Source organism: Paenibacillus endoradicis (assembly GCF_024721975.1).
In genome coordinates this window covers 687,333-705,289 of sequence record NZ_JANQBB010000002.1, presented here as the reverse complement: position 1 = coordinate 705,289, position 17,957 = coordinate 687,333, and the positions used below count along the sequence as shown (strand labels likewise).

General features: G+C 36.7%; 16 protein-coding genes. 15 read left to right on the top strand and 1 reads right to left on the bottom strand.

Annotated elements, in window-relative coordinates:
- Positions 1–37 precede the first annotated feature (37 nt).
- From NV377_RS09160 to NV377_RS09150, 3 genes are all read left to right on the top strand, one after another.
- Positions 38–331: an ArsR/SmtB family transcription factor gene (locus tag NV377_RS09160; RefSeq protein WP_258200893.1), complete on the top strand. Its 294-nt coding sequence runs from the start codon at positions 38–40 to the stop codon at positions 329–331.
- Positions 332–443: 112 nt separating this feature from the next.
- Positions 444–1,466, top strand: coding sequence for an NADP-dependent oxidoreductase (locus NV377_RS09155; RefSeq protein WP_373425813.1), 1,023 nt, complete (start codon positions 444–446; stop codon positions 1,464–1,466).
- Positions 1,467–1,544: 78 nt separating this feature from the next.
- Positions 1,545–1,844, top strand: a complete 300-nt coding sequence (locus tag NV377_RS09150; protein ID WP_258200891.1) for a putative quinol monooxygenase — start codon at positions 1,545–1,547, stop codon at positions 1,842–1,844.
- A gap of 151 nt (positions 1,845–1,995) precedes the next feature.
- Here the strand turns inward: NV377_RS09150 and NV377_RS09145 are convergent, their stop codons facing one another.
- Complete coding sequence (locus NV377_RS09145; RefSeq protein ID WP_258200890.1) at positions 1,996–2,649, bottom strand: TetR/AcrR family transcriptional regulator; 654 nt, start codon at positions 2,647–2,649, stop codon at positions 1,996–1,998.
- Between the two features lie 229 nt (positions 2,650–2,878).
- Here NV377_RS09145 and NV377_RS09140 point away from each other — a divergent pair, with 229 nt between their 5' ends.
- From NV377_RS09140 to NV377_RS09085, 12 genes are all read left to right on the top strand, one after another.
- Positions 2,879–3,664 (top strand): SDR family NAD(P)-dependent oxidoreductase, encoded by a 786-nt coding sequence (locus tag NV377_RS09140; protein ID WP_258200889.1) that lies wholly within the window; start codon positions 2,879–2,881, stop codon positions 3,662–3,664.
- A gap of 302 nt (positions 3,665–3,966) precedes the next feature.
- On the top strand, positions 3,967–4,941 hold the full coding sequence (locus NV377_RS09135; protein ID WP_258200888.1) for a LacI family DNA-binding transcriptional regulator: 975 nt from the start codon (positions 3,967–3,969) through the stop codon (positions 4,939–4,941).
- Between the two features lie 13 nt (positions 4,942–4,954).
- The gene (rbsK, locus tag NV377_RS09130; RefSeq protein ID WP_258200887.1) at positions 4,955–5,848 is read left to right on the top strand and encodes a ribokinase; all 894 of its coding nucleotides are present in this window, start codon (positions 4,955–4,957) and stop codon (positions 5,846–5,848) included.
- A gap of 63 nt (positions 5,849–5,911) precedes the next feature.
- The gene (rihC, locus tag NV377_RS09125) at positions 5,912–6,832 is read left to right on the top strand and encodes a ribonucleoside hydrolase RihC (protein ID WP_258200886.1); all 921 of its coding nucleotides are present in this window, start codon (positions 5,912–5,914) and stop codon (positions 6,830–6,832) included.
- Positions 6,833–6,866: 34 nt separating this feature from the next.
- Positions 6,867–8,300 carry a C4-dicarboxylate transporter DcuC gene (gene dcuC / locus NV377_RS09120; RefSeq protein WP_258200885.1) on the top strand — a complete coding sequence of 478 codons (1,434 nt, stop codon included), beginning with the start codon at positions 6,867–6,869 and terminating at the stop codon, positions 8,298–8,300.
- Between the two features lie 273 nt (positions 8,301–8,573).
- Positions 8,574–9,392 carry a GNAT family N-acetyltransferase gene (locus tag NV377_RS09115; RefSeq protein WP_258200884.1) on the top strand — a complete coding sequence of 273 codons (819 nt, stop codon included), beginning with the start codon at positions 8,574–8,576 and terminating at the stop codon, positions 9,390–9,392.
- A gap of 63 nt (positions 9,393–9,455) precedes the next feature.
- Positions 9,456–10,229, top strand: coding sequence for a class I SAM-dependent methyltransferase (locus NV377_RS09110; RefSeq protein WP_258200883.1), 774 nt, complete (start codon positions 9,456–9,458; stop codon positions 10,227–10,229).
- Positions 10,219–10,548 carry an MBL fold metallo-hydrolase gene (locus NV377_RS09105; RefSeq protein WP_258200882.1) on the top strand — a complete coding sequence of 110 codons (330 nt, stop codon included), beginning with the start codon at positions 10,219–10,221 and terminating at the stop codon, positions 10,546–10,548. Before NV377_RS09110 ends, NV377_RS09105 begins: the two co-directional genes overlap by 11 nt.
- A gap of 620 nt (positions 10,549–11,168) precedes the next feature.
- Positions 11,169–14,870, top strand: a complete 3,702-nt coding sequence (locus NV377_RS09100) for an S-layer homology domain-containing protein (protein ID WP_258200881.1) — start codon at positions 11,169–11,171, stop codon at positions 14,868–14,870.
- Between the two features lie 232 nt (positions 14,871–15,102).
- Positions 15,103–15,957, top strand: a complete 855-nt coding sequence (locus NV377_RS09095) for an EcsC family protein (RefSeq protein WP_258201158.1) — start codon at positions 15,103–15,105, stop codon at positions 15,955–15,957.
- Between the two features lie 131 nt (positions 15,958–16,088).
- Positions 16,089–16,976, top strand: a complete 888-nt coding sequence (locus tag NV377_RS09090) for an AraC family transcriptional regulator (protein WP_258200880.1) — start codon at positions 16,089–16,091, stop codon at positions 16,974–16,976.
- Between the two features lie 244 nt (positions 16,977–17,220).
- Positions 17,221–17,901, top strand: coding sequence for a DNA alkylation repair protein (locus NV377_RS09085; RefSeq protein ID WP_258200879.1), 681 nt, complete (start codon positions 17,221–17,223; stop codon positions 17,899–17,901).
- Positions 17,902–17,957: the final 56 nt, after the last annotated feature.

The following is a 17,957-nucleotide window of genomic DNA, read 5'->3' as shown; positions in this document are numbered from 1 at the left end:
CTTGACAATCAAAGTTCAGTGAGAGTAGGATAGTTTTATGACTATTCAACAATTATTAGAAGAAGATGAGAAGCGGGTACGAATTTTTAAAGCTCTTGCAGAAATAAAACGAATTGAGATCATCCGTTATCTACTTGCCGAGCCAAGCCGTAATAGCTGTGGAGAGATCGGCGCTATAATGAATACGGATAAATCCAACATCACTTATCATCTCAAAATTATGAATGATGCTGGACTCATACGAGTCGTTCGTGAAGGGCAGAAAAAAATGATTTATTTGCGGGATGATGCATTTCAAGTGTATTTACCAGGTTTCTTGGACAGTCTATAAGATGTCAAGAAACCTTATTTTTGAGTAAATAGTTTGAAAGTATTATAACTATCATACAATGTTTCAGATAGGTATGATTATTGAATTGTTAATATCATTAAGAAGAGAGTGAATGCACATGATGAACAAAATGATAACGTTGCGATCTCGTCCGCAAGGATGGCCAACCAACGAAACATTCGAATTTAAGGAAACTCCAGTGAAACAACCTGAAGCGGGACAGATCGTCGTTCGTTCTTTGTACTTTTCCGTTGATCCATATATGCGAGGAAGAATGAACGAAGGTAAATCTTATATTCCACCTTATAAGTTGGGTGAGGCAATAGTCGGTGGCGTAGTTGGAGAAGTTATCGAATCACGTTCTGATAAATTTAGCCCTGGCGATAAAGTAATGGGTTATTTAGGTTGGAAGTTATATAACGTTGTGGATATAGCGGAAGTTCGTCCAATCGATGAGAAGATTGCACCGTTGTCTGCTTATTTAGGAGTAATAGGTATGACAGGATTAACTGCTTATTTCGGGTTAATGGATATTGGTAAACCAAAGGCTGGAGAGACTGTTGTTGTCTCAGGAGCTGCCGGGGCAGTTGGATCTATTGTAGGTCAAATTGCTAAAATACAGGGAGCTCGAGTTGTGGGAATCGCTGGATCCGATGAGAAAACCAAGCTACTCACGGACAAGCTTGGCTTTGATGCCGCAGTTAATTACAAAACTTCTCCCGACCTAAAAGCGGCAATCGCACAAGCCTGTCCAGATGGCGTTGATGTATATTTCGATAATGTTGGTGGCGATGTCACTGATGCGGTAATGAGCTTACTTAATGATTATGCGAGAATTCCTCTCTGCGGTGCAATCTCTTCATACAATAAGGAGATTGGTACTGATTTGAGACCTAGCATTTTAACGCAGCTTATTAAAACGCGTTCAATGATTAAAGGTTTCGTGCTTAGCGACTATTCAGACCGCCTAGAAGAAGGAGCTCAACATCTTGGGAAATGGCTATCTGAAGGTAAGTTGAATTACGAAGAGACGATTATTGATGGATTTGATCAGATTCCTGAAGCATTTCTCCAGTTATTCAAAGGAACGAATGTAGGGAAAATGCTTGTCAGAGTAACACCTGATGAAAAGTAGTCACTTAAAATTTATATAAAAGCTTTTTTTTGAACATGATCTCTAAAGGCTTATTAATAAGATGAGGAATGATTAATAATGATTATTGTACATGCTAATCTCCATGTGAAACCCGATCAAGAACAAATGTTTTTGGAAGAAATGAAAACTTTGCTTCCGCTAACAAGAGCAGAAGAAGGTAATATTAGTTATGAATTAATGAAAAATACTGAGAAGGACCATCATTACACGATGGTCGAATTATGGAAAGACGTTGAGGCGACTACTTCACATAATACAAGTGCTCATTTTACAGCTTTTGTTCAGAAAGCATCAGTCTTCATGGCTGCTCCTATGGATCTTAAAGTATTCAGTGGTGAAGTTGTAAAGCGTGATTAGCTCCTGCTAATATCGACTAACTTAATAATAATCTCACTTTGGACGACTTTGCTTGTCTAAGAACACTGAACTAATAAGCCGCTATCATGAAATATTTCATGATAGCGGCTTATTTTCTGTGGCATATAGTTTTGCAAAGATGTTTTTGTGATCAATTATCACTTCTAAAGAATGTGTGAATTAGATTTGATACGGATCTATCATACAATATTTTAGCAGCTTGCTCATCTTGAATGTGTCCTCCTAGATGCAGGTGAATGGTACCATGGAGCGATGCCCACACAAGATTAACAACTAGTATCGGGTCTTTCTCGGAAATAAAACCTTGTTCAATCGCTTTTGTAATAATGAAGATTACTTGTTTCAAAGCGGTTACGATAGCTTGCAAACTTTCCTCTTCAGGTTTGAATTCGCTAAATGCCCCACCAAACATAACCATATAGTAGCTGGTATAATCCCGTGAGAAATCCCAATAAGCTTGTCCAAGATCAAGAAGATACTGTTTAAGATCGGCTTGTTGTGGGACGGCTTGAAATGAAGCAGCGAGCAGTTTACACCCTTCCATAAAGAGTTCTTTAGCCAGACCTTCTTTACTTCCAAACACATTATATATGACTTTTGTGGGACATTCCATTTTCTCAGCAACTCTACGAATGGTTACGGCTTCAGGACCGAATTCTTGCATGATAGTAGCAGCAACTTCAATAATATTGAGTCTTAATAGTTCTGCATGTTGAAGTTTGGCTTTAGGGTAAGTTGTAACTGTATGATTAACTGCAGAAGGATTATTAGAAGAATTAAGCATGTAAATTCACAACCTTAGAATGTTAATTTCTGAAACAACCTATATTTCTAAACCTTATTTTACTGTTATGGAAGGGAAATTGCCAATATATATATTCTATACACATCATATTAATGTTTCAGTCGTGCTGCGATATGAAAAGATATATTGACATTATAGTCCAAATTAAATACAATGATTCATATTGAAACACTGTTTCCAAATCGCAATTAATGGGAGAGATAATGTAATGATACCAATAAATAATAAATGGGCATTGATTACAGGTGCATCTTCAGGAATAGGTGAGGCATTTGCTCGTGAGTTTGCAGCGAAAGGCAGTCACTTGATTTTAGTCGCTCGCTCAGAAGATAAATTGATCGCTTTAGCAGAGCAATTACAAAGAGAATTTTGTATTCAAGCACATATTCTTGTTTCGGATCTATCTCGAGAAGATTCCGCGATTAAGCTCTATCAACAATGTGTTGAACGAGGGCTTAAAGTTGATATTCTTATTAATAATGCAGGCTTTGCTACTCATGGTCTTTTTGAACAACTTTCTGGTTCAAGACAGCATGAAGAAATAATGCTTAATGTATCAGCAGTTGTAAATCTTACACATCTATTTTTACCGGAAATGTTGAATAGGAAAAGTGGTCTTGTCATAAATGTAGCTTCAACAGCAGCGTTTCAACCTCTACCTAATATGGCTGTATACGGTGCGACTAAAGCTTTCGTATTATCATTCACTCAAGCTCTATGGGAGGAAAATAGAAAACGCGGCGTACAATTTTTTGCGTTATGTCCGGGGTCAACGGAAACAGAATTTTTCAATGTTGTAGGGGCTGATGAAGCTTCAGTAGGGAAACGAGATACTCCAGAAAATGTGGTTAAAGTCGCTCTTCGCTCTATTCAAGCTGGTAAGGTTTTTGCTATTCCAGGATTTAAAAACTATATTTCTGCCCAAATGTCTCGTGTCTTTACAAGAAAACAGATGTTATTCATCGTAGGGCGAATGCTTCGCCCACGTCATTAAAAAAAATGCATAGATGGAAGTGTTTTCTAAATGTAACTTTTATCTTCAACAATTCACAGTTCCCTCAAATTCATTGAAAATACAGGAAAATTACATATCTTATATGTAGGATGCCCGTTCATAAATTAATTAAGAAGGGTATCCTATTTAGATGCGATACATAGTTAAAATATTCCAATCAATAAAAATGTACCCAAGTGGTGCTATTATGCGAAATGTGTTCGATAACAATATTGACTTACAATAAAATAAATAGTATATTATTTGTGTAACCGGTTACCTATGTAGGGTGGAGTGATAGTATGGCTTCAATTAAAGACGTTGCAAAGATGGCAGGAGTATCTGTTGCTACAGTATCAAGAGTGCTGAATAACAAGGGATATGTTGGGCAAGATACAAGGGAAAAGGTTGAAAGCTCGATTTTAGAATTGAACTACAAGCCGAATGAAGTTGCGAGAAGTCTTTTTAAGAAGCAATCTAATACGATAGGGTTAATCGTACCTGATATCATGAACCCTTTCTTTCCTGAACTTGCAAGGGCTGTCGAGGACACAGCTATTAAGTTAGGCTACAATGTTATTCTATGTAATTCAGATGCAAATAGAGAAAAAGAACAAGCTTATTTAGACGTTTTACAACAAAAATATGTTAACGGTATCATTGTTTCTTCAAATACTTTGACTGCTGATCAGATTATTGAAATTAATATTCCAGTAGTCAGTATTGACCGCGAAATAAGCAAAGGTCTACCGACGATAGTTGTAGAGAACAAAAAAGGTGCCATTGCTGCTACTCGTTTTCTTAAAAGCAAAGGGTGCAAAAGAATCGCCCACATCAGAGGTACCGATGGGATTGTTAATGCAGAAGAACGTTGTGAAGGTTATAAAGAAGTTGTAGACCAGGAACTGTGGTTTGGAGAGAGCTACATTGTGAATGGAAACTATGAAATGCAATCTTCAATTAAAGCGACGTTAGAGCTTTTGAGTCAACACCCTGAAATTGACGGTATTTTTGCTGCAAATGATATTATGGCAATAGGTGCTATGAAAGCCGCCCACCAGCTTGGGAAAAAAGTACCTGATGAACTTTCGATAATTGGATTTGACGGAATCTCGCTTTCTGCAGCAACGATTCCTGAACTAACAACGATTGTCCAGCCGATCTATGAGCTGGGAGAAAAAGCAACAACTTTGTTAGTTAATTTAATGGAGCAGAAGTCAGTTGAGAAAACTTATTTTAAATTTGATGTTGAACTTATAGAGAGAAATTCAACGTAAGGAGAATACTGGGATGGAGCAGAAACCTAAAATAACTGTTGTTGGAAGCATTAATATGGATTTGGTTACAATTACTTCTCAGGTTCCTAAGACAGGAGAGACACTCTTTGGAGATCAGTTTTATATGAATCCAGGAGGAAAAGGAGCCAATCAAGCAGTAGCCGCTGCTAGACTTGGAGGACGAGTGAAATTGATCGGTTGCGTAGGCAATGACAGCTTCGGTAAAGATATCCTCCAACATCTTCAAGAGCAAGGTGTTGATGTAAGCAATGTGGAACCGGTTACACATATGACTGCTACTGCGTCTATCATCGTTGCAAATCAAGATAACAGTATAATTGTAGTGCCTGGCGCTAACAATAATGTAACAGCTGCATTCGTAGAATCGAAACGAGATATTATTGCGGATAGCGATATTCTAATCCTTCAATTAGAAATACCACTAGAAGGTGTCCAGAAAGCAATAGAGATTGCCAAGGAAAATGGTGTTAAAGTCATTCTGAATCCCGCACCTATTCAAAACTTGCCATCACAAGTAATTCAAGATGTGGATTATATAACCCCTAATGAACATGAATATCTGCTATTGAAAGAAGAAAGCAACGAAGAGACTTTTGCTGAGAAACTGATCATCACTAAAGGCAGTAAGGGAGTTTCTATTGTTGAAGAAGGCAAGGAAATAATTATTCCTGCTTATAAAATGAATGTAGTTGATACTACTGGTGCTGGTGATTCATTTAATGGTGGCTTGGCCATTGCATTAAGTAAAGGATTAGATTTGAAAGACGCATGTAAATACGGAAATGCTGTAGCAGCATTATCCACTACAAAACTTGGTGCCCAAACGGGAATGCCTACTAGTGAAGAAGTTGAATCTTTTATTGTTAATCAAGGACGGTTAGATTAGAAACTATTTCTGATTAGTTCATATGAAATCTCATACGTTTACATTTCAAGGAGGAAGAGAAACATGACAAAAAGACCTATTATTATTGATACAGATCCAGGAATTGATGATGCAGTTGCACTAGCAATAGCACTTTATAGTGACAAATTAGATGTTCGCCTAATAACTACTATTGCCGGAAACGTTGGACTTGATAAGGTTACAACTAATGCACTCAGATTACTGAAGTTTTTCAATAAAAATGTACCGGTTGCCTTAGGTGCTGATAGACCGCTTATTAAGGAACCTATCGATGCAAGTGATATACATGGTTCTACAGGGATGGATGGTTATGATTTCGAAGAACCAACTGAAGATCTTGTATTGAAAGAGCATGCAGTAAATGCCATGTATCGCGTTATTATGGCAAGTGAAAAACCGATCACTATCGTTCCAATAGGTCCTCTTACTAATATTGCTCTCTTGCTTTCTATGTATCCAGATGCGAAAAAAAATATTGAAGAAATAGTATTAATGGGTGGCTCAACAACGCGTGGAAATTATGGAGTTATGGCAGAATTTAATATTGCTGCAGATCCAGAAGCAGCGAAAATGGTCTTCCAAAGTAACCTGCCAATCGTTATGGTAGGTCTGGATGTTGGATTGAAAGCTTTAGTGTATCCAGAAGATAGTGAGAAATTGAAAGAAATGAATCAAACAGGAAATATGATCTATCAATTGTTTCAAAAATATAGAGGTGGCAGCCTGAAAACCGGATTGAAAATGTATGATAGTACTGCGATCGCTTATCTGCTTCAACCAGAGATGTTCCAAGTAGTCGATACTTTTGTTGATGTTGAGTTAAGCGGTTCCATGACTACAGGATGCACTGTTGTAGACTTGAAAGGGTATCTGAAACAGCCCAATAATGCCAAAGTATGTGTTGATATTGATCCACAGATGTTTAAGCAATGGTTCATGGAAAGCTTGAGTAAGTGTAATTAGGCTATATTCATAGAAGTGGGGAGGAAATTCAATTATGAATTCCAATATAATAATGTATGCTTCTGCTATTATCGCAGTATTAATAGTCATTTATATGCTTATCAAAAAAATGGACATCAAAATCACACTCTTTCTAATGGGTATTATACTCATATTGATAAGTGTTGGTATGGGAAAAGAAATAGCGGTTAAAGATTTTGTATCGACAGGATCGTTATGGTTAGATCCGCTTCAGGTTATTGTTACACAGTTTAAGCAAACCTTTGGCGCTGCAGGCTTTATAGTACTTATATTGGGTGGATATACAGCTTATATGTCCTCAATTGGTGCAAACGATGTCACTGTAAATGCTTTAACAAAACCAATTGCAAAAATCAAATCTGTTTATGTTTTAGTTCCAATCGTGTTTTTATTAGGAAATGCATTGTCTCTTGTTATTCCTAGTGCTTCAAATCTTGCTATTATCTTATTGGCTACTCTATATCCAATTTTACGAAAAGCAGGAATGACTGCACTAACAGCTGCTGCGGTAATTGCTACATCAGCAACAATCGTTCCAACTCCTTTAGGTAGCGATAATGTGGCGATAGCTGAGGAATTAGCTAAACATTCATTATTCGCTGGAATGAACGTAACGGATTATGTATTTAATTATCACGCTCTAGTTTCAATTCCTACAATTATCTTTATAGCATTCGTTCATTACTTCTGGCAGAAGAGAATGGATAAAAGAGATAGTCTGCGTGGAATAGCTTTAAATGATAATGATAAACTTGAAGTACATGAAACAGTCGAAGTTAAAGGTGGTTTGCTTTACAAAACGGTATACGCACTACTACCAGTATTTCCGATTATTCTCCTATTAGGTGCTTATGCTGTTCAACTTACTACAGGTAACACGATAGATATTAGTGTAGAGGTTGCTACGTTAGTATCACTGGTACTTGCTATTGTATGTGAATTGATCAGACATAAAGGGAATAAGAGCGTTCTAGAGAAGACTGAAGCATTCTTTAAAGGAATGGGCGGAGCTATTCCAATTGTAGCCTTGTTAGTTGCTGCATCTGTGTTTGTAACTGGCCTAAAATCGATTGGTTTAGTTGATGAACTTCAAGCTTCAATGCAACAAATGCAAGGTAACGGGCTCGACTTTATTCTCCCTCTTATATTAGTGGGTTTAACCGCTCTTATTGTAATATTAAGCGGAAGTGGTACAGCACTGATTTTCGCAATGGTGCCGCTAATCGTTCCATTGGCTGAAGCAGCTGGAATAAGTCCTATCGCAATTTCTGTTCCACTTGGTCTATCAGGCAACCTATTCCGCGCTGTTTCTCCTGTTGCAGCTGTTATTCTAATTGTTGCTGGAACAGTTAAAGCAGATCCTATCGCAATCGTGAAAAGAACTTCAGTTCCGATGATTGCTGGTGTATTGTTTATGTTCATATTGTCTATGATTATGTTCCTATAAAGCTGATCTGGGATCAACTCACGAAGCAAAGGGAATGTATCAACTCTTTACGATCAATGTCTGCTGGATTTTCAGCAGACATTGATCGTTTTTATTTCTATCAATATTGGAAAGGAAATTAGCGAATAAGCTGCATAACTTGTTACTTTCTATGTGGCGAATTGAGGCTTGATAGAAAAGATGCAGTTATGTAAGCTTTAAAGGAAGTAGTTGAGAAAAATGGGATGAACGTCATACTTTCGGCCATTTGATGAAAAGAATTGAGGGGATTATGTGCAGAATAGTCTTGCTAAATTAGTTAGGGATAACTTTATACACAAAATTTCATTCTTAGCAGAGTATACAGATAGTATCAACGTAAGTGAAAACGATGATTATATTAGAGTGGATAGTGGTCTACCTTCAGATACATTCAATAACATTGTTTTGCTTAACCAACATTTACAACAATCTGATTCAGCGATAATCGAAGAAGCGATTCGTTATTTCATGAATAAAAAATTTCCTATGGCTTTATGGTCATGGGAAGATGGTAACAGCGACATCTATCAAGTTCTAAAAAGTATAGGATTAATAAAAGCAGAAACAAATATTGCTATGTATGCAGATCTACACGCATTGTTTCCTAATAAGAATCACACGGCAGAGTTTAATATGATCGAGGTTTCGTCTTCCAAGGAAATTGAACAATACGGGGATGTAATAGTTTCATTATTTGGTGATTCTGAAGAAGCGATTCAAGTTCATGCTTACTATAAATGCTTATCTGAATTACCGCTTATTAATCATTCAATTATGAAATTATATATCGGATTTTTCCAGAATGAAGTGGTTTCAACCGGCTCTTTGGTATTCACTAAGGACAGTGTGGGCATCTATGATATTGTAACCAAACGAGAATGCAGAGGGAAAGGTTTTGGTTCAGCGATGTTTAATTTTCTTATTGCAGAGGCGCAAAAGCAGTATACTGGACCTTGTGTACTTCAGGCTTCACCTGATGGAATCAATATTTATAAGAAGTCAGGATTTGAACCCATATGTAATGTTATCGTATATGAAAATCCACATCTGTTTGAATCGTTAATTGTTTAAAGGTTTATTATTAGAAATACTTTTATTATTATCCTATCTTACATAAAAACTGGAGGTAGAAATATGTTTAGTTCTTACAGTTCACTTTGTACAGAAGTCTATGATTTTACAAAACCAGTGGGGTATTCGCTAGCCGGAGATATTGAATATTATCAAGATCGGTTAAAAACATGTCAGGGGCGTATTCTTGAAGCTGGAGTTGGCTCTGGGCGTTTTATCATTCCGCTTCTTGAAGCTGGACTGACAGTGGATGGCATAGATTATTCTCCTGAGATGTTGGAGTCCTGTAGAAAACGTTGTGAGGAAAGAGGATTAACTCCTAATTTATATGAAGGTAAATTACAAAATTTTTCATTGCCGATTACTTATGAGGCGATAATTATTCCTACTGGCTCTTTTTGTTTGATCGAGAATCGAGAAGACTCGCAGAGTGCATTGAAATCTTTCTATAAGCATCTTGTTCCCGGAGGTCGATTAATTATAGATCTTGTGTTTCCTCATGGATGGAAAACAGGAGAGATTACTACTTCAACTTTTTCGCTACCTAACGGTGATGGGATTACGATGGAAAACAAATCTGTTGAAATAGATTGGTTAAATCAATGTACTGTATCTTATCTTAAATATGAGAAATGGCGGCAAGGCAAGTTGATTCAAAGTGAGCTGCAACGACTTGCATTGCGTTGGTATGGAATTGAGGAAATGAAATTTATTTTAGAAAGTAACGGTTTTACTAACATAACATGTTCTGCTGATTACGTTTATCAAAGCCAACCATCTAGTGGAAGTGATATTATTACATTCGAAGCGGTACGAAAGTTTGCTAATGACAATTGATGCAGTTCCGGTCGATGTGAAACTTTATGGAGGGGAGAGCATCGATGCTGTTGGAGGGATAAACGTAATTGAGATTCCAGGCCATAGTCTAGGACAACTTGCTTTTTCATTACAGCAGCATGGTGGAATTATGTTTGTCGCTGATGCGGCTTCAAATATTCCAGCACTTGGTTGGAGTATAGGACATGAGGATATGACAATTGCTAAACAAAGTCTAAAAAAGTTAGCCAATTTAGAATTCAAGATTGCTTGTTTCGGTCATGGTAAGCCTATCTTGATAGGAGCTTCGCAAAAATTCCGCAACAAATGGGGACAATAAAGGATTCTATCTAAAAGTATATTAGTTTAAGGTTATAAGATAGATAAGCTATATTGCAAGCAGTTTGCAGGATCTGTAATGATGACCTTGCCGGTATTAATCTATTATATTATTTGCGATTCAGTAATTGGTGGACTCATTTACATATTAATGTGTGTATATATCTTAACTGCTATCTTTACAAAAAAAAAATCACTTTACGATACCATCACTAGAACAATAGTTGTCAAAGTATCATCAAAATAAAGCACCATTATAGTAGTACGAAAGCTTGCCAGTCTGTATTAATATACATGAAAGGTACCCCTTATAGTGATCATTAGAAAAATACAAAGTGTATTTACTGATGAAATACTATAAAGGGATTTTTTTTTGTGAAATAACGTTACAAGAGGTCGAATAAATCAGTCCAATTGACCGACTAACTTTCGTTACTCAGATGAAAATAAAGGGATTGATTAAGTAGGTCAGAAAGGAATCTGAAGGGAGAGTCTCCTACCTTAGAATTAGATGAATTATATTAATTTCATTTACAATAATTCGGGAAAATGATACCATTATTTAGCATTGTTAAGTAATACATACAAAAAAGTATATTTATTAGGAGGCTAATGAAGTAAATGAGTAATTCATTATTAAGAATTAAAAGAAACATAGCAATTTTATTAGTAGTTTTCTTATTTGTAGGATTATTACCAGCACAAGTTTTTGCTAATGAACCGAAAAGTTTTACAGATATTAAAGGACATTGGGCAGAAGAATCTATTAATAAGGTAGTGCAAGAGGGATTATTTAACGGAAGTGCAGAAGGTGTATTTGAACCACAAGGTTCAATGACAAGAGCGATGTTTATTACTGTGCTAAATCGCTTAGCGGAAAAGTTAGATGGTCCTGAAGTTGCAGTTAAAGATCAGACCTTTACTGATGTTCCTGCGAGTGCTTGGTATGCCAATGCAATAAGTTGGGCTGTAAGTGCAGGTCTGACTGATGGATATGGCAATGGGACTTTTGGTCCTAATGATTTATTAAATCGTGAGCAAATTACAGTACTAATGATGAGATTCCTTACTTCATATATGGGTTATGATTTAAGTAAATATCAATCTAGTGATTTATTTGCTGATAGTGATCAAATTAGTTCTTGGGCTAAGGAAGCAGTATATCAGGCTGTGGCTCTAGGACTTGTTCAAGGAGAGAAAGGAAATTTGTTCAATCCTAAAGGTACAGCAAGTCGTGCAGTTGTAGCAGTAATTACTGAACGTTTCCTTGAAAAGTCAGCTGAACTTAAAGTTGATAAACCAAGCGAGACTCCTGCACCAACAACAACACCAGAGCCGACAGCAACACCAGAGCCGACAACACCATCAAGCGGTGGAAATGGCGGTGGTGGCGGTACTAATACGGTTAAAGTGACGGGTGCTACGATTAAACGTAACAATACGGATGTGGCAGGTACAGTTATTCGTTCTGGTGATCAGCTAACAGTTGATGTAACACCAACTAATGCAACTAAAACTGTGAAATGGCTTGTGAATGATCAACTTAAATCAGAATCGGCAACATATACTGTTCAAACATTTGATGTAGGTGCAGTAATTACTGCGGAGGTAACTGGTACTGGAAAATATAGTGGTACAGTAACAAGCGCGGCAACGGGCACTGTAATAGCATTAGTAGATCTGGCTAATAAAGATCTAGATAGCGCACCAGTTGTTGTTGCGGATGATGTGGTGTTCGTGGATGAGAATGGTGATGACATTACTCTAAACGCTACTGATACTGTTTCTTTCTCAGTGACAGCTTCAGCGGCTGAGGTTACTGAAGAAGAACAAGAAAATGTGACAGCAGCTCTTAATAAAGAATTTGCAGATGCGGAGTTAGATGTTGCTTCACTTAATATTAAGTACTTTGCAATAGATGCAAAATTATTAGTAGAGTCAGCAGAGAATAATACATCATCCGAAATCCATCCTGTAGGAAAAACGACATTAACGCTTTCTAAAGCAAATCTTGGGTTTGCTGCGGATGTAGATATTACTCCGTACACGTTCCTAATTGGACATACAAACAAAAAAGGTATTAAAGAGAATTTGATTGGAAAAGTTGTTGAGATTAGCGGTGAACAATTTGTTCGAGTTGAGCTTAATGGTCTGAGCACAGTTTATATTGGTAATGTTCCCCCATTAACGCTTACTTTTGATACAGATGGTGGAAGTATAATTGAACCTAAAAAAGTGAAGTTAGGAGAAATAACTCCAGCAGTTGCTGCTCCTACAAAAGAAGGCTATTTCTTCATCGGTTGGAATGTTGATCTGAATAAGTCTCCGATCTATATGAATATGACGATTAAAGCACTATGGCTTAAGGGAGCGTATATTCCGGAAGAGCGTTTGTCACTAGTAGATTCCAATGATATTGAGATTGAAGATTACAGCTATAATGCAAATGGCGTAGTTAAAGTTACATTAGCTGAATCTATTACTTATGATGCTAATCTACAGTATACGCTAAATATTGAAGCTCCTGAAAATGCAACAAACTATGCACTTCGTAATTCAGCTGAGGCTGCTGCTAGTGCAAAAGTTGAAGATGCTACTGCGGTGGATGGAATTATTAATGTTCCAATACAGATTACTGATGCAGAAGCTAAAGTGATTACAGGTAATTATTCTTCGTTCATTAAGTGGTTCGATGAAAATGGACAAGAAATTATTTTAGAGACTGTAACTGTTACTGTAGAAACGGATGAACGAGCAGCTACTAGAGAACAAACTTTTGATGTAAATCGTGGAGTTGGAACGGTAGAGGTAATGTTACTAGCTAAAGATGCTGAAGTTGAGAATTATGTTTCTTACTTAAATGGCTACTTAAGTGGAAGTCCAATATGGAATAACTATACACTTTATTTAAATGCTAGTTTTGATAAATATATTTCAGGGACATCAGTGCAAATCGATTATAATAATTATTCTGGATTTAAGATGATCTTTACTCCTTTCGTAGACGAATCATATAATAATGTGGTAGCAAAGGCTAGTGCATACTATTGGGATGCTATTAATAAACAAGAAAAAAATATTGATTTAGATACAAGAGTGAATGCTGATGGACTTCTAGAGGTGACAACGAAGGCTAATCAAAACCTTGAACAAATGGCTGGAACATCAAATAGCTTATATCTATACGTAACGGTTGACGTTGGCGGTAGAACGCAACAAGTAAATGTGAATGTGTATAATGTAACTAGTAATGTTGATGAACCTATCGAAACTATCAATACAGACAAATGGACTGAAGTAGTTGCGGCACTTGCAACATATCCAAAAGTTTATGTTAATTACCGCGGAGAAGCTGTAACTTTGAATAATGTATTAGAGCTACAGCCAAAACAAAATCTTAATATACTAAATTCTAACTTTACTATCGGTTCAGGAGGAGAGCTACGCTTAGGTGGTAGTGTTAACGGGGGAGCATATGTTAATACTAATGGAGAAATCATAGTATCAAGCGGAGGGAAAATTACAACTACCTCGCAGTTAGAATCACAAGGACATTACTATTATACTGGTGTGAGTGCGAATAAAGGGATTACAATAGAAGCAGGTGGAGAAATTGCTGTACCAAATATAGGTCTCTTGTCCATTCGTGGTAATGCTGGCTTGTTTGTTAAGCAAGATGGTCTTTTGAATGTTAAGGGTGACTTAATGATTAATACTGATGCAGATATTAATGGTACAATGAACATCATTGGTGCAAATCAAAATTATACTAATTCCTTAAGAGGAAGTGTAAGTATTTACGGAGATCTAACAATTAATAAATTGTTGGAAGTAAGTAAAAATGGACAAATATCAGTTTCTGGTATGACAACTATTCAAGAAAACAGCGAGCTTCGTTTAACTAAGGGTAACATTAGACTAAACGGAAAGACATACAACTATGGAAAGATCGCTGTACAAGAGGGAGATTTAACGTTATCGAACGTTGGTTATGCAGTGAATAATGATGGTATCATTGAGCTTGCAGCACAAGCTAGATTGACAATGCCTGGTACTACATTGGTAAATAATAAAACCATTTCAGGTTCTGGTACAATTACGTTGACAGAAGATGTTAATGCGGCAGCAAATTATGATAATGGTATTAAGTATGTAGAAGTAGAAGGAACTCCTTCTCCTAGTAACTATAATCGTTATCAGTTTGTGAGTGATCCAGAAGCAACAGTAACAGGTATAATTTATGAAAGTAAAATCTCTGGAACAGGCACTAAAGCGGAGTCAATAAAAGTTATTGAGTTCAAAATTCCTACTGCTGAACAATGAAGTAATGATGGAATAAAGTAACTAATAAGGCATGAATTCTGTAGTTTACAGAATTCATGCCTTATATTTTTAATTGAATATAGTAAAGGTATCTTGTAAGATTCGAATAGAATTTGTAAGACGCCTTTTATTATGTATAGCTAGGAATCGTTCACAGTACATAACTAAAATTTCATTTGCATCCATATCTCTTCGGATAACGTATAACAGAGCAATATGAGGGGGCTGAATGATGAAATCGGCGGATACAAAGCAGCAGCTTGAAATAGAGTTACAAGAGGTGGAAGCATGGGAGAAAGATCAGAAAGATTTATGGTTTTGGGAAAAGCTTGGTAGACTTCCGTTTATGTTACTAGATAAACTTACACCCAAATTTATTCAGCAAAAGCTAGGTCAAGCAGTTGAAGAGATTGGTGGATATGTTCAAAATGGGGGGAAGTACCTTGTTTCGGAGAAAAGTGTACTAGAACGAATTCAACAAAATGCAAAAACAGCCTCACAATCTGAAGCAATTGAAGTCGAATTAATCAATCGTGCTGAACCTCTAACGCTTGATCAATGTGCTATGTTGCCAATGTCAATCATGAATAAGACAGCCGACCAACTGTCAGCGAGTCGTTCTTCTATGGTAGCTATTCAAGGCGCGACAACAGGCTTTGGGGGCTTTCTTACATTAGCCGTTGACATCCCTGCTATATTAGGACTTTCATTGAAAATTATTCAAGAAATTGCAATGAGCTATGGTTTCGATCCGAAGCAGAAGGAAGAACGGATTTTTGCAGTTAAAGTGATGCAATTCGCATCTTCTGACATTGTTGGTAAAAAAGCAATTCTTGAAGATCTTGAGGCATTCGGTAGTGGAGAGCGCAATCAGCAGATGATCTCGCAACTACAGGGATGGCAGGAGGTTATCGCTGTCTATCGTGATAACTTCGGCTGGAAGAAACTGTTTCAACTTATACCAGTAGCAGGAATGTTATTCGGCGCCATTATTAACAAGGGAATGCTTAATGATGTGGCAGAAGCAGCCAAAATGTTATATCGTAAAAGAAGAGCATTACAGAAGTTAGAAGCATTAGAAGAGTAGATGTAACAAACATATTAAGAGCCCTCTGGTATCCTATTGATGATCCCTCTAGTCCTCTTGCACAATCGTGCATGAAAAGCTAGGATACATAAATTTTTTTCATCTATTCTTAAGAGAAAAGGAGGAGGAGTATGGATTGGCTGCAAAGAATGAACGGTGCCATTAGTTATATCGAAGATAACCTTACAGAGGAAATCGACTATGAAGTAGCAGCGGAAATTGCTTGTTGCTCAGTCTATCATTTTCAACGTTTGTTTTCATTTATCGTTGAAATCCCATTGTCAGAATATATTAGACGCAGACGATTAACGCTTGCGGCGTTTGACCTGCAAGGGAGCAGTGTTAAAGTAATTGATATTGCACTTAAATATGGCTACGATTCACCGGAAGCATTCGCCCGAGCATTTCAAAAGTTACATGGTATTACACCAACTACATCACGTAGTCAGGGTGTCAGTCTCAAAACATATCCTCGCATATCCTTTCAAATTTCAATTAAGGGAGTTGAAGAAATGAATTATAAAATTGTTGAGAAAGAAGCTTTTTCTATTTTTGGAGTTGAATCCATTGTTACTACTGAAAATGGTGAAAATCTAAGGCAGATCCCTGAGATTTGGACTAAAGCCTTTGCTGAAGGAACAATTGACCGAATTATCGGTGAGTTAGATCAACCTATTTCAAGCAGCGGAATTTCACCTGTTAATGCAGTAATGTGTTATCGTGAAACTGGTGGGATGACATTCCCTTATATGCTTTATGCTAATATGCCATTAGGAGGTGCACCAGAAGGATATACTTCTGTTGCAATTCCTGCGCTAACATGGGTAATCTTCACTACAGTAGAATATACGAAAGATCAAACGACAGAGCAGGTTCAATCGTTGTGGAAGCGGATATTTAGCGAATGGTTCCCAATAGCAAATTATGAGCAAGTTCATGGTCCTCAGTTCGAGATATACGGCACAGCTGAGAGTGGTAGAGAGTATTGTGAAGTATGGATTCCTGTTATGAAGAAATAAATAATGTATGCCAAAATCACTTCGTAATTTGCGAAGTGATTTTTTATTTTTTCATTTCCAGTAAAACATGAGTCTTAAATGAATCAAAACCGTTGTATATTTCGTTATTTTGCTATCATATTCGATTAAATGAATATAGTAGTATTCTATATTGTATAGTAGAGCTATATGTTCCAGTTAATGCAATAGCATCGATTTATTTATAGCAAGTTACATTTAAATAATAAAGGTGGTGTGATTAACAATGACGACAATGAAAGAGCAATTAATAGATTTGGCAGAAGAAGAGTATCAGAAATTTTCGGCAGCATTGATCCCGAATATTAATAATGTATTAGGCGTTCGTCTACCAGAGCTGCGCAAAATAGCACGAAAACTTGCAAAGAATGATTGGAGAACTTATCTAGAAAAGGCGGATCATCAGTATTTTGAAGAAATTATGCTGCAAGGTATGGTTATCGGTTATGTGCAAACGGATATTGAAGAACGATTAAATTATATATCTACATTTGTTCCTAAAATTGATAATTGGTCGGTTTGCGATAGTTTTTGTACAGGCTTAAAGTTCACTCATGACAATAGAAATCTGGTATGGGTGTTTTTGCAAACGCATCTAGTGTCGAATAAAGAATATGAAATACGCTTTGGCGTCGTTATGTTTATTTTCTATTATATTGATGAGCAATATATCGATAAAGTGTTGGAAATACTAGATAGTATTAGTCACGATGGCTACTATGTTAAGATGGCGGTCGCTTGGGCCGTCTCGATTTGTTATGTTAAATTACCTGAGAGTACAATGATCTACTTAAAGGATAATACACTAGATAATTTCACATACAATAAAGCTTTGCAAAAGATTACAGAATCTACCCGAATCGATCTGGATACGAAAAAGAAAATTCGTAGTATGAAACGAAAATAACTAAGATTGAAACCACCCTTAAATAGGAAATATAGAAGTCAGAAAATAATGACCAT

What these genes read in the sequence shown, in the direction of transcription:
- NV377_RS09160 (WP_258200893.1), top strand. Translation starts at nt 38, where the DNA reads ATGACTATTCAACAATTATTAGAAGAAGATGAGAAGCGGGTACGAATT.
- NV377_RS09105 (WP_258200882.1), top strand. Translation starts at nt 10,219, where the DNA reads ATGACAATTGATGCAGTTCCGGTCGATGTGAAACTTTATGGAGGGGAG.
- rihC (WP_258200886.1), top strand. Translation starts at nt 5,912, where the DNA reads ATGACAAAAAGACCTATTATTATTGATACAGATCCAGGAATTGATGAT.
- NV377_RS09110 (WP_258200883.1), top strand. Translation starts at nt 9,456, where the DNA reads ATGTTTAGTTCTTACAGTTCACTTTGTACAGAAGTCTATGATTTTACA.
- dcuC (WP_258200885.1), top strand. Translation starts at nt 6,867, where the DNA reads ATGAATTCCAATATAATAATGTATGCTTCTGCTATTATCGCAGTATTA.
- NV377_RS09085 (WP_258200879.1), top strand. Translation starts at nt 17,221, where the DNA reads ATGACGACAATGAAAGAGCAATTAATAGATTTGGCAGAAGAAGAGTAT.
- NV377_RS09095 (WP_258201158.1), top strand. Translation starts at nt 15,103, where the DNA reads ATGAAATCGGCGGATACAAAGCAGCAGCTTGAAATAGAGTTACAAGAG.
- NV377_RS09155 (WP_373425813.1), top strand. Translation starts at nt 444, where the DNA reads ATGCACATGATGAACAAAATGATAACGTTGCGATCTCGTCCGCAAGGA.
- NV377_RS09145 (WP_258200890.1), bottom strand. Translation starts at nt 2,649, where the DNA reads ATGCTTAATTCTTCTAATAATCCTTCTGCAGTTAATCATACAGTTACA.
- rbsK (WP_258200887.1), top strand. Translation starts at nt 4,955, where the DNA reads ATGGAGCAGAAACCTAAAATAACTGTTGTTGGAAGCATTAATATGGAT.
- NV377_RS09090 (WP_258200880.1), top strand. Translation starts at nt 16,089, where the DNA reads ATGGATTGGCTGCAAAGAATGAACGGTGCCATTAGTTATATCGAAGAT.
- NV377_RS09135 (WP_258200888.1), top strand. Translation starts at nt 3,967, where the DNA reads ATGGCTTCAATTAAAGACGTTGCAAAGATGGCAGGAGTATCTGTTGCT.
- NV377_RS09100 (WP_258200881.1), top strand. Translation starts at nt 11,169, where the DNA reads ATGAGTAATTCATTATTAAGAATTAAAAGAAACATAGCAATTTTATTA.
- NV377_RS09150 (WP_258200891.1), top strand. Translation starts at nt 1,545, where the DNA reads ATGATTATTGTACATGCTAATCTCCATGTGAAACCCGATCAAGAACAA.
- NV377_RS09140 (WP_258200889.1), top strand. Translation starts at nt 2,879, where the DNA reads ATGATACCAATAAATAATAAATGGGCATTGATTACAGGTGCATCTTCA.